This window comes from Gemmatimonas sp. (assembly GCF_041689975.1).
Taxonomy (GTDB): Bacteria; Gemmatimonadota; Gemmatimonadetes; order Gemmatimonadales; family Gemmatimonadaceae; genus Gemmatimonas.
The window spans coordinates 1-11948 of sequence record NZ_JBDNFF010000153.1; the positions used below are offsets into that span (position 1 = coordinate 1).

Sequence of the window (11948 nt, forward strand, 5' to 3'; positions counted from 1 at the left end):
AACTGTCCGCCAAGCGGATAGGCGAGCGCATGCACAGCGCCCACGGGCGCGTTGGCAAAGGCCATGCCGGCCAGCATCGACCCCTGCAGCATGGCGCGACGCGCCGTGAGGTCGGCGCCGTTCTCGATGACCGTACCGATGTTATCGGAGAGCAGCCGCAGCGCACGCATGGCGAGCGTATCGGAGACCACGTTCTTGCGATGACGGCTGGTGTACGCCTCGATGGCGTGCACCATGGCGTCGATACCGGTCATGGCGGTGACCCGCGGGAGGAGTCCCACCGTGAGCGTGGCATCGAGCACCGCGACATCGGGATACAGCAATCGCGACACGACGCCTTGCTTCTCGCCGCTGGGGGTCGTCACGATCGCTATCGGCGTCACCTCGGAGCCGGTGCCCGCGGTGGTTGGCACCTGGATCAGCGGCCAGCGAGGTCCCACGGCCAATCCGACGCCGTACACCGCGTCGAGCGATGCTCCGGAGCGGGACAGCAGGGCCACAAGCTTGGCGACATCGAGCGAACTGCCCCCGCCAAATCCAATGACGCCGTCGGCCCGCGACGCCACAGCGAGCGCGACAGCCGCCTCCACGCAAGACGTGGGCGGATCGGCCAGCACGTCGGCAAACACCGTAACCTCCAGTCCCGCTGCGCGAAACGACGCGAGTATCGGCTCGAGCAGCCCCGTGTCTACGATACCGCGATCGGTGACTAGGAGCGGACGACTGATGCCGAACTCACGGACCAGGTCGCCCAATCGCTCGCTTTCACCATCCGCACAGATCACCCGCGGCGTCGTTTCGAAAATGAAGTTGGACATCCTCAACCATAGTCAGCAGGCATACACCGAGTAAGGTTCACGGCCTCAGCTGCAGTTCGTGGCATCGCGATTGCAATAAGTACTACCGTCCCGGGCAGCGCCCTAACTCGGGAACGCCGCACGGGACCACGAACGGCCACCTTCTTCGGGAACACACCATGCTCATGACACTCGCCATTATCCTCGTCGTGCTTTGGCTGCTCGGTATGGTCAGCGCATACACTATGGGCGGACTCATCCACATTCTGCTAGTCATCGCGGTCGTGGTCATACTCGTGCGCGTGATTCAAGGGCGAAAAGTCCTGTAGCGTCGCGCGTTCCGCACAACGCTCAGCGCTTCGCTGCGGCCCTTGTGCGCGGCGTTGGCGGCAGCAACTCCGACACCGCCGAACCGTCTTTCCGGGGATCGGACGCGCCGGAATTGATGCCCGTGGTGTAGTTGCGCATCACGGCCTGCCCGGCTCCCATGCGCGTGCTCGAGTAATCTCCTCGCATCACGATCTCGTGTCCCATCGCGGCGAGGGTCTTACGCACGTCATCGGGGATGCGCGACTCGAAGTTGACGTCGCATCCGGGAAACGTTTCCTTGGAAAAGCGAGGCGCGTCGAGCGCGCTCTGGATGTTCAAGCCGAAGTCGACGATGTTGGAGACGAATTGCGCGTGCGCCTGGGCCTGATTCCAGCCGCCCATGATGCCGAACGCGATGCGCGTTTCGCCCTTCTCCATGAACGCCGGGATGATCGTGTGCAGCGGACGCTTGCGACCCGCGAGCGCGTTGGCGCTGGCGGGATCGAAGGAGAATCCGGCGCCTCGGTTATGCCATACAAACCCAGCGTCAGCCACGGTTATACCAGCGCCAAAGCCTACGGTGGAGTAATTACTCTGAATGAGGGAGATCATGTTCCCCTCTTTGTCGACGGCACTCAAATACGTCGTGCCATTGTCGGTGACGCCGGGCGTACCTGGGCTCACGGCACATGAGGCTTTCGATGCGTTTACCAGCTTCGCGCGCTCGGCAGCGAAGGCTTTCGAGCGTAGCGCGCTGACGGGGATCTTCACGAAGCGCGGATCGCCGTCGTATTGCTGCATGTCGGCGTAGGCGAGCTTCTTCGCTTCGATCATGTGATGCAGCGCCGGCACCGAATTCTGTCCCATCGTGGCGAGTGGAAACGTCTCCATGATGTTCAGCATCTCGAGGGCGGCGATGCCCTGTCCGTTCGGTGGCAACTCGTACACGGTCCATCCGCGATACGTCGTGGAGATCGGTGCCACCCATTCGCTGTCGAACTCGGCCAGATCGGCGGCGGTCATCGTGCCGCCATGGCTCTTGCTGCTGGCGAGCAGCTTAGCCGCCACCGGGCCCTTGTAGAACGCCGCCGCCCCACCAACCGCTATCTGCCGATAGCTCCAGGCCAGCTCAGGATTACGAAACATCTCCGCCGATAACGGTAACCGGCCACCGGGCAAGAACGTCTTCGTGGTAGCGGCATCTTCGCGCAGCACCTTCTCACTGTCCTTCCAGAACACACTCACCACTTCGCCCACCGGAAAGCCGGACTCGGCGTAGACGATCGACGGCGCGAGCACGTCGGCGAACGTCTTGCGACCGAAGCGGGTAAGTAACTTCTCCCAACCATTGACCGCGCCGGGCACCGTGGCCGCATCGATCCCGCGCGCTGGCATGGTGGTACGTCCCTTGGCGCGAAGATGCTCGATGGTGAGGCCTTTCGGCGCCCATCCCGACGCGTTCAGTCCGTGGAGCTTGCCGCTTTTCGCCTCATAGATGATCGCGAAAAGATCACCGCCGATGCCATCGTTCATGGGGGCCACAAGCCCCATCATCGCATTCATGGCGACGGCCGCATCAATGGCGTTGCCCCCACGCTCGAGCACAGCGGCGCCTACCTGCGACGCCAGCACGCTCTCGCTGGCCACGACGCCTTGCTTCGACGACACCATGGAGCGCGACTGCGAGCGATCCTGTGCGGCGGCGATTCGCGGCACCAGCACCGACGCGAGCGCCGGCAGGAGCAGCGTGACGAGCACAGGCCTGCGGAACGTCGAACGAGCAATCATCCTGCAACTCCGAATAGGGAGGACGGGTCGGGGCCGGCGAGTACTCATCGACGACCCCGTGAAATATGGGGCACCCCCGTGGCGCCGCCGCCACGTCCTGCCGCCGTTCATCACCAGCTACATGAACATCGCCGGATTGATCTCGAGGGATACTTCGGAAATCTTGTTCGCGGGCATCCCGCTGCGGCGCGCATGCTCGAGCACCGCTTCCGGGTTGGGCCGATGTACTCGAAATAAATCTTCCCTTCGGCATCGGACACATAGCTCTTCACCCACACCACCTCGGGCATCTCCGCCAGCACGGAGTTGGACATACGACCGGCGGCGGTCAACTGGTCGGACGAAAGCGATCCGACATTACGCTCGATGATGTAGTGCGGCATGGTGACTCAGTGTAAACGTGATCGGACAGTATTCAGGAATCGGAGACCCTACGGTACAACGTGCGCCGCGACCGGCGGGATCGCGGTGAGGGCGTCGCGTAATGCGGCGTCGTCTACCTCGCGCGCGATCCGCTCGGCGCTCTGCGCAGCGCTCGCCGCCTCGGCCTGATTTCCGAGCGCGCGGTGCGCACGCGCCATTCTTTCCAGCAACCATCCTTCGCCACGACGATCGCCCGTCGCGAGCCGGATGGTCATCGCGGACTGCAGGTACTCGAGTGCGTCGCGGAACTGCGCCCGCCCGATGCACACATCGGCGAGCGCCGAGAGGGCGTGGCCCAGCAGCAGCTGCTCGCCGCTGGCAGTGTTCACACGCACCGCCTCGGAAAGCGTGGTCAGCGCTTCATCCCAACGACGCAGCTTGTTGAGTGACGCGCCGAGGCTGTTCAAAATAAGCCCTTCGTGCACCCGGTCGGAGGTTACGCGACAAATGCGAAGAGCCGCCTCATACTCGCGCACCGCGTCCGCATAGGCGCCGCGTTGCCAGTGTACGATACCAAGTGAGTTGCGGATCGCCAACTCCCGGACATGATCGTCCTCGCGCACCGCCAGGACGCGCGCCTCTTCGTAGCGCTCCACCACCTGCTCGGGCCGGCAGTTCAACTGCCGCTCGGCGCGCGCGATACCCTCGACCGCCTCGGCCTCATACGAGAGACTCGTATGCTTCCGGTGCAACTCGCGCGCCTTCATCCATGCCGTGCGCGCCTGCTCGGGTGCGCCACAGTGTTCATGAATGCCCGCCAATCGACGCCACATCAGCGCCTCATTCCGGTGATCTTCGATGTGCGCGAACAAGGTGGCTGATTCGTGGAGGTATGGCACCGACTCTTCGTGACGATCGAGGCCGATCAGCACCTCCCCCAATGAACGACAGCCGAGCGCGATCCCCTCGACAAAGCCCGCCTTCCGGTTCAAGCGCAGCAGGTCCTGATAGGTCGCGAGCGCCTCCTCTACTCGTCCCTGCTGCAGCTGGATAAGGGCAATCGACGTTTGCGAGAACGACGCGTACACCGTGACCGAGAGATAGGCCTCGGTGCGCCGGAAAAACTCGAGCGCCGTATCGAGGTTCCCAAGTTCGCGGTGAATGGTCCCCATCACGTTGAGCAACGCGCCGTAGCGTTCGGGATTCTCGCCGACCTCGGTGCGTTCCAGCGCGGCCTCCAGCACGGCGAGCGCGCGATCCAATTGCCCGAGTGCACGCAGAATATTTCCCAGCGTGGCGAGATCGCCGGCCTGAGCCCGGGTGTCCCCGGCAGCCCTGCCCAACGCCAAAACCTCTTCGATCTTCTCGAGCGCGCTCTCGTGTCGCCCTTCATGCGAACGCAGAAAGGCGATGCTGCGGAGCGCGTTCCGTTCGCCCTGCTTGTCCGCGCGTTCCCGGGTAATACGCAGGGCCGTCTCGAGTGCACGATCGGCCGCCTCAAAGCGCTTGAGCAGCGTGTACGCGTCTCCCTGCCGCAGATAGACCTGCGCCAGTCGATCGGATGGACCGAACGGTGCGAGCGCGGAAATCAGCGCATCCACGATGGACAGCTGGCGGGCGCGCAAGCCAAGCATCTCACTGAGTCGCTCCTGCCGCAGCAACGTGTCGGCCAGCAAATCGCGACGCGCGCTATCGTCGGGCAGGCGCTGCACCCACGCCTCGACTCGCTCGAGCGTATGCAGGGCGTCGGCGTTCTGGCTCAGCCCCATGGCACGATCAGCCGACTGCGTACCGTAGCGCACGGCATCGGGCCACGCCTCGGCGCGACTGAAGTGGTGCGCCAGCCGTTCGACATGTTCGTCGATGCGTGCCGCGTAGCGCCGTTCGATGGCACGACCGACGGTGTCGTGCAACGTGGTACGCTGGTGTTCGAGCAAACTATCGTACGCGACCTCTTCGGTCAGCGCATGTTTGAAGCGGAAGGTCGGCTCCGGTACCACCGCGATCTGTTGCACCAGGCCGGACGACTTGAGCCGTTCGAGCGAGCGCACAAGATCGGTCGGCGATTCCACGACATCCTCCAGCACGCCGCGGGAGAACTCCCGACCGATGACCGCGGCCACACGCAGTACTTCAGCAGCTTCGTCGTCGAGACGGTCCATTCGCGCGCGCAGCACCCCCTGCACGGTTTCCGGGACGTGCACGGTGCCGGAGTCCGCGGCAGCCACCGCTTCACCGTCGCGTACCGTGACACTGCCGTCTTCACGGAGCGCCTCGCAGACTTCTTCGAGGAAGAACGGATTGCCACCGGTGCGCTCGTGCAATCGCGCCACCAGTAACGGCGACATACGATCAGCGCCGAAGACCGCGAGCGCGATCGACGCCGAAGCGGCGCCGTCGAGCGGCGGTAAGTGCACCAGCGTCTGATGCTCGGCGCTGCCCCAGTCGAATGCATTGTCGGGGCGTGACGTCACAACTAACAACAGGGGAGAGCCCGGAACGACCTCAGCGAGCTGTCGGAGAGCCGCGCGCGATGCCTCATCAGCCCAATGCCAGTCCTCGAGGAGCAACAGGGTCGGTGTCGTACGGGAGCCAAGCGTGTACAGGGCGGCGATGGCTTCGAGCATCGCGCCCTGAAACCGCTCGCCGCGCAAAGCGTCCGGCACCGGATACGCCTCGCTCGGAATCGCCAGCAGCGTGAGGTAGAACGGCAGATGCTCTTCCAGCGACCGATCGATGGCGCGCACGGCGGCGACCGCCGCTTGGTGCCGCTCGGGTCCCGACTGTTCGCGCGGAAGCCCAAGCAGATTATACGCGGCGTCGACGAAGGGCAGGAACGGCGTGCTTCCGCCGTACGCATCACAGCGCCCGTCGATCACGCGCAAACCCTGCGCGACGGCGAGGTCGCGGAGTTCGTGCAGCAGCCGACTCTTTCCCGCACCCGCTTCGCCAATGAGCACGGTGAATCGACCCTGACCCTGTCGTGCGCTTTCGACGTGCTCGGCGAGCATCGCGCGCTCGCGGGCACGGCCGACGAACGGCCTGAGACCAGCCGCCTCGCCGGCTTCGCGTCGTGAACGCGCATCGGATGCGTGCAGGATGCGATGCGGCGTGGCCGGATTGGTGTCGCCCGGCAGTACAACGGGAGCCGACGGCTCCGTGTGCATGAATGCCGCGACCAGTCGACGAACCTCCGGACTCACCAGAATCGTGTCCGGATCGGCGGCCGCCGCCAGCCGCGTGGCCATGTCGGCCGGGGCGCCGCTGATGCGGAAGCGACGATCGCCGCTGCGCAGGCGTTGCGCCACCAGCGCTCCCACGTGAATGCCCACGCGCACTCGGAGCGACGCGGCCAAACGGGCATCCAGTGTCGAAGCCACCTCGGCGATTCGCTCGCGCAATGCCAACGCCGCGCGTGCACCGCGCACCGCATCGTCTTCGTGCGCGGTCGGCACACCGAACAGCATCACGAGATCGTCACCGGCGAACTGGTTGATGATGCCACCGTTCTGCGTGGCTACCTCGGCCGCCGCCTCATGCAACCGGGCGATGACGCGCTCCGACTCGTCGGCATCGAGGCGCTCCACGAGTGCATCTTGCCCTTCGACTGTGCAGGCCACCACCGTGACCTGGCGGCGTTCGCCGCCACGCGTGAGCGCGCTCTCGCGACGTTGCACGTGGTCGCGTTCGGGCTCGCCGGTTGCGATGCTAGCGGACGATGCGACCGAGACCGCAGCCCCAACCGGCGGCGCGATGGCGCAGGATGTGATCGCAGCGATCAATTCAGCGGTATTGGCCACGCGATCGGCCGGACGCTTGGCCAGCATGCGCCGGACGAGCGCGTCGAGGGCGGCCGGGACATCAGGGCGGACGCTGACGAGGGGCACCGGGTCGGCCGTCAGCGCCGATACGAGCACGGCCTGATCGCCGCGGCCGCTGAACGGTCGGACGCCAGCGATCATCTCGTAGAACACCACACCCAGCGACCAGATATCCGTGCGATGGTCGACCGATTCCCCGAAGGCCTGCTCGGGACTCATGTACGCCACCGTGCCGATCGCTCCGACCGTTTGCGTACTGGTCACGTCAGCGAGCTTGGCAATGCCGAAGTCGAGGATCTTGACGTGTCCATCGTCGGTGATCATCACGTTGGCCGGCTTGATGTCGCGGTGTACGATGCCGCGCTCGTGCGCCTTCGATAGTCCACGCGCGATCTCGCCCGCGATGCGCAGGGCCTCATTGAACGGCATCGGCCCACGGGCGATGCGCCGATCGAGGGTCTCGCCATCGTAGCAGGCCATGACGATGTAGAGGAGTCCATCGGGCGTATCACCGATCTCGTGCACGGTGCAGATGTTCGGATGCTCGATCGCCGCGGCGGCGCGGGCTTCGATCAAAAAGCGCTTCTTGGCGGTCACATCCGCGCTCAGGTGTGCGGACAGGAACTTGAGCGCAATGTCGCGGTTGAGCCGTTCATCGCGAGCACGATAGACCACACCCATGCCGCCGCCACCCAGTCGCTCGATCACACGATAGCGCGAGTCGGCGGGCATGGCGTGCGTCAGCGTCGGCGCCGCGGTGCGCGACGGGAGCATCGGCGCCATCACATCGTCGATCAGTTCGTCGAGGACACCACGACGTCCGTGGGCGGTGAGTAGCGCTTGGACGTCGGCCCGCAACCGTACGTCTGAACACGTTTGAGCCAACCACGTGCCTCTCGCTTGCGACGGCTGTTGCAGCGCCTCGTGAAAGAGTGCCTCGACCGAAGTCCAGCCGCCTTCGTTCGGCTTGGTCATGCGCTCAGTTCCCGATTCAACCACGCCCGTGCGGCGGTCCAATCACGCTTCACCGTAGCCGGTGACAGCTCGAGCGTCTCCGCCGTCTCTTCCACACTCAGCCCCACGAAGAACCGACATTCTACCACCTGGCTCTGCCGCAGATTGAGCGCCGACAGGCGCTCGAGCGCCTCATCCAAGGCGTGCAGTTCGTCGGCGCGTGCATCGACGGCGGCCAAGGCAGCGTCGGCCGCCCCGAGGGTCACGGCGACGTCCCCGCCCCCACGTTTGTGTGCGCGTCGCTGGTCGGCGTAGTCGATCAGAACGCGCCGCATGGTACGGGCGGCCATCGCCAACAGGTGTTGGCGGTCGCGCCACTGCATTCGGTCGAGTCCCTCAAGACGCAAATAAGCCTCGTGAACGAGCCCATCGGTTTCAAGCGTATGCCCCTCTCCTTCGCCGGCCAGTTGTCGACTCGCGATCCCCCGCAAACGGTCATGCAGCAGACCCAATACGCGATGCAATGCCGACGCGTCACCGTTGCCGGCGTACTGGAGCAGCTTGGTGATCTCGCCCTGATCGCTCGTGTTCGGGGTGCTCATGTCACATCCGTCGGGTAATGAGGTATCGCGCCTTCCTGAATTTTGCCCATGGAGGCACCGAACGGCCAGCGTGCGGTGCCTCCACGATTCTCAGGCGGCGACTTTGCGGAAATCAGCTCATCAGCGGCCGAATCTCATTCCTGGAACTGGTATTGGCAGCTCACGGCGGGATTCCACGGGGTGAACACCCCAAGGGCGTTCGGACGCCACGCCCAGATGTGCAGCGCCCACACGCTCACGCCCTGTACGACGATCGGCGCGAACTCCATGCCGAGGAGGGGAGCCGGCTTGTTGTCCAACGTGTTCACCGGTCGCGGAGCAACGTAGTCGAGGCCAACCAGCTCGAGCGATCCGTTCCGCTGGGGCTCGTACATCAGCAGCTCGGGGTGCTCGAGATCGATGATGTTGTCAACGAGCGCGGGGTTCATGTAGTGGTACGCCTGGGCGCCGATCCCCGGAAGCTGCGCGCATCCCAGTGGAAACTGTGTCGTGTAGCCGGCTTTCTGTGCTTGGTTGAAGCTGTTGAAGCGCGCCGTGGCCTTGCGGGCGGCCTTGATCCCCGCTTCCTGGTCAACCGTCAAAGTGCCGGTTGCGATCTTGGAATGGGTACCGTGATCATCGGCAACAACGGTCGCGGCGGTCGCGGTCGGCGGCGTGGCGTCACCGGCGCAGGCGGCGAGCAGCGCGCACGCCGTCGCCAGGAGGAGCAGAGCAGAGGTCGGTCGGGTCATCAGGGAGTCCGGTCAAGGTCGGGAAGCGCGGCATCGAAGGCGGCCGTACTGGAGAAGGCGGCATCGCGACGGCTTTCGGCTCACCGTAGCGGAACTTTCGCATTTCTTAGCCACAATCTGTTGCCTTCCCCCTATGCAATACCCCCTTCGGCGCCTAACTGAAAATACGGTACCAATTGACCGATCCCTCTCTAAAGACGATGCGTTCCTGTCTGCGATTTTCACGTTGAACACGCGGCGCGGCTGAACGGATCACACAGAGAAGATGAGAAAAGGAGAACACAGAGGTCCATGGTCTCCTTTTCTCTTGGTCTCTTTTTCTCTGTGTGATCCGTTCAGCCGTGCCGCGCTTCGCCACTTCTTTCCTGTAGCATTTTCGCGAGCGGCAGGAGACAGGATTCTCCTTTGAAAACTCGTGAAACTTGGCCGTCGCAGGACGTGAGATTTACGAAAGTGCCGCTTGGGGCAATACTGTCCAGTCATGGTGATCGCCGCCGCCGCTCACGCGCTGCGGATCCACCATCCACGTCGTCGTCCGACACCGGCCCGCAAGGTCTTGGTCGAGGCGGCGATCACGTGAGCGGGGCCATGGTGCGCTTCACCGCCGATTGGCGGGAGTGTTCGCGAATAGGCTGCCACGACAAGATGTGGTTGTTCGCGCTGATCCGCGCTGATGCCGTTCTCGGCGACCGCTGACGAACCGCTGTACCGCGGATTGTCACGAATCTTCGCGGATAAGCAGCAACGACAACCCTTGAATGTGCCGCGCGGCGGGCGGACGCGTTGTCGCGCGACATCGGCCGTGGAAGGACGGGTCACGGCGATCGTCATCATATCTGGACAGTAGCGTCCCAACGTTTTGGGATGAGAACGGTGTAAGTGGTTCATTTGCTTGGGAGACGGAGTCGTTTGGTCTGGTCTCGACGTGACGACGAGGCGCGGCATGTTGGTCTTCTGCGCGGAGGCGCGCAGGACCGTCACGCACCGAAGAACAGCCACAACAGCATTGATGGTTCGCCGCGCCCCCGTCCGTTGGCACGATTTCCTTTCCCATCATTTTGCTGTTCTTCGCGTCTCTTCGCGTCTCTTCGCGTGCTTCGCGAGCTTCGCGCGCACCAGCTGGCTCTCCGACCGCTCCGAGGCAGCCGCAGGCCCCGCAGTTCGCGCGAAGTCCGCGAAGATCGCGAAGAACAGCAATACCATGAACGGTGTCCCCACGTGTTCAGGTCAAGACGCACCCCTGGATCGCGAAGCAAGGTCTACCACTTGACCGGCAGAGCATGTGACGAAATGCTACAGATCCCGAGTGTGGCCCTGTTCGAGCAAGTCCCGCTCCATCAACTGCTTACGCCACAACCCAGTCATTCAGACTCTGATCTCGAGCCCATTCCAATATTTCTCCTTTTAAAAACGTTGGGACACTACTGATATCTGGACAGTGTTGCCGCTAGCGGCGCTGTCCACGAGCGCGGCCGTGGATCGCGCCAGCGGACCGGTCCGCAGCCGTTCGATTCGACATGCCCGCAGGGGTTTGATGACGCGAATGGCCCGCCCCCCGGGCATCATGCAAAATATCACGTTTTGTACGTGGCTGTTTTACTGGGTAACTGGGTATATTGCCGTGATGAAAGCCACCATCGAGTTCGAGGATGCCTTGTACCGGCGGCTCAAGGTCGAAGCCGCGCGTCGCGGTCGCACCGTTCGCGACCTCGTCGCGGAAGGCGTGCGCCACGTGCTCGACGCGCCGGCGTCGCCCTCGGCGGCCGAGGACACGGCCGCCGCATGGAGACCCACCTGGTTCGCGTCGCTGGGCGAGTATGCAACCACCGTCGACGACCACTCGATGAGCGCCGCCAAGCGAAGCGTCGCGCGCGGACGTGCGTCCGAACGGACGCGATGAGCATCGGACTCGACACCTCGGTGGTACTCCGCCTGCTGACCGGTGCGCCGGCGAAGCAGGCGGAGACCGCACGTGCGCTGCTGGCCGCCTCGCGCGACAGCGTCTGCGTTTCCGATCTCGTAGTCGGCGAGTCGTACTTCGTATTGCGCCATCACTACGCGGTACTGCACACAGACGCCACCCAGGCGCTCGCTGCGCTGTTGGACGACCCGCGCGTTCAGTGCACGGGCGTCTCGCGTCGCGTGTTGCGTGACGTCGTCGCGCGCGGGGCCTCGCGCGCCGTGCCTGGCGTTATGGATCAACTCATTCTGGCCGACTATCGCGCCAACTTATGTACGCTCGTCACGTTCGACCGCGATCTGGCCAAGTCCGATGGCGCACAGCTGCTCAGCGAGCTGGCGTAAGCGCGCGTCGCAAGCGACTCGTCGGTCGCCAGCGAGCTGCTGACGACCGACGAGTGACGCGCGGCAAACACGCTCGGGTGCGGAGGTACCGCGCCCGAGCGTACAAGTCGTTGGTGATTACATCGCGCCTATTCTCAGGTCGCCACACGCAACGATGGTCTTCAAGTCGCTCGGCGACATGTGCACGTTTACGTGGAAATCGCCGGACGTCGGTGCGGCGATGTTCACCGTGGCCATCGACTTTCCATTCCCACTGGCATCGGCCTTGATCGGCATGTA

At 64.1% G+C, this 11948-nt stretch carries 9 protein-coding genes; 3 read left to right on the plus strand and 6 right to left on the minus strand.

Annotated elements, in window-relative coordinates:
* Positions 1–818 (minus strand): iron-containing alcohol dehydrogenase (locus tag ACESNG_RS10155; protein WP_373068832.1); only part of this gene is annotated, 818 nt, incomplete at its 3' end.
* Positions 819–976: 158 nt separating this feature from the next.
* Between ACESNG_RS10155 and ACESNG_RS10160 the strand changes: the two genes are divergently transcribed.
* Positions 977–1126 carry a lmo0937 family membrane protein gene (locus ACESNG_RS10160; RefSeq protein WP_309669700.1) on the plus strand — a complete coding sequence of 50 codons (150 nt, stop codon included), beginning with the start codon at positions 977–979 and terminating at the stop codon, positions 1124–1126.
* 22 nt (positions 1127–1148) lie between these two features.
* Here the strand turns inward: ACESNG_RS10160 and ggt are convergent, their stop codons facing one another.
* The 5 genes from ggt to ACESNG_RS10185 all read right to left on the minus strand — a co-directional run bounded on the left by ggt (position 1149) and on the right by ACESNG_RS10185 (position 9365).
* Positions 1149–2894 carry a gamma-glutamyltransferase gene (gene ggt, locus ACESNG_RS10165; RefSeq protein WP_373068834.1) on the minus strand — a complete coding sequence of 582 codons (1746 nt, stop codon included), beginning with the start codon at positions 2892–2894 and terminating at the stop codon, positions 1149–1151.
* Between the two features lie 110 nt (positions 2895–3004).
* Entirely contained in the window at positions 3005–3277 is a 273-nt protein-coding gene (locus ACESNG_RS10170; RefSeq protein WP_373068836.1) for a DUF4242 domain-containing protein, read from the minus strand.
* A gap of 48 nt (positions 3278–3325) precedes the next feature.
* Complete coding sequence (locus ACESNG_RS10175) at positions 3326–8053, minus strand: serine/threonine-protein kinase PknK (RefSeq protein ID WP_373068838.1); 4728 nt, start codon at positions 8051–8053, stop codon at positions 3326–3328.
* Positions 8050–8634 carry an ECF-type sigma factor gene (locus tag ACESNG_RS10180; RefSeq protein WP_373068840.1) on the minus strand — a complete coding sequence of 195 codons (585 nt, stop codon included), beginning with the start codon at positions 8632–8634 and terminating at the stop codon, positions 8050–8052. The genes ACESNG_RS10175 and ACESNG_RS10180 overlap by 4 nt, the downstream gene beginning before the upstream one ends.
* A 134-nt stretch (positions 8635–8768) precedes the next feature.
* Positions 8769–9365, minus strand: a complete 597-nt coding sequence (locus ACESNG_RS10185) for a hypothetical protein (RefSeq protein ID WP_373060482.1) — start codon at positions 9363–9365, stop codon at positions 8769–8771.
* Positions 9366–10989: 1624 nt separating this feature from the next.
* Here ACESNG_RS10185 and ACESNG_RS10190 point away from each other — a divergent pair.
* Together ACESNG_RS10190 and ACESNG_RS10195 are read left to right on the plus strand one after the other, a co-directional pair.
* A complete protein-coding gene (locus ACESNG_RS10190) occupies positions 10990–11265 on the plus strand; it encodes a hypothetical protein (protein WP_373060484.1) in 276 nt (91 codons plus the stop codon).
* Complete coding sequence (locus ACESNG_RS10195; RefSeq protein WP_373060487.1) at positions 11262–11669, plus strand: PIN domain-containing protein; 408 nt, start codon at positions 11262–11264, stop codon at positions 11667–11669. Before ACESNG_RS10190 ends, ACESNG_RS10195 begins: the two co-directional genes overlap by 4 nt.
* The last annotated feature ends 279 nt before the right edge of the window (positions 11670–11948 follow it).

Excerpts from the sequence above, each read along its gene's own strand:
- ACESNG_RS10160 (WP_309669700.1), top strand. The coding sequence starts at position 977 with ATGCTCATGACACTCGCCATTATCCTCGTCGTGCTTTGGCTGCTCGGT.
- ggt (WP_373068834.1), bottom strand. The coding sequence starts at position 2,894 with ATGATTGCTCGTTCGACGTTCCGCAGGCCTGTGCTCGTCACGCTGCTC.
- ACESNG_RS10170 (WP_373068836.1), bottom strand. The coding sequence starts at position 3,277 with ATGCCGCACTACATCATCGAGCGTAATGTCGGATCGCTTTCGTCCGAC.
- ACESNG_RS10175 (WP_373068838.1), bottom strand. The coding sequence starts at position 8,053 with ATGACCAAGCCGAACGAAGGCGGCTGGACTTCGGTCGAGGCACTCTTT.
- ACESNG_RS10180 (WP_373068840.1), bottom strand. The coding sequence starts at position 8,634 with ATGAGCACCCCGAACACGAGCGATCAGGGCGAGATCACCAAGCTGCTC.
- ACESNG_RS10185 (WP_373060482.1), bottom strand. The coding sequence starts at position 9,365 with ATGACCCGACCGACCTCTGCTCTGCTCCTCCTGGCGACGGCGTGCGCG.
- ACESNG_RS10190 (WP_373060484.1), top strand. The coding sequence starts at position 10,990 with ATGAAAGCCACCATCGAGTTCGAGGATGCCTTGTACCGGCGGCTCAAG.
- ACESNG_RS10195 (WP_373060487.1), top strand. The coding sequence starts at position 11,262 with ATGAGCATCGGACTCGACACCTCGGTGGTACTCCGCCTGCTGACCGGT.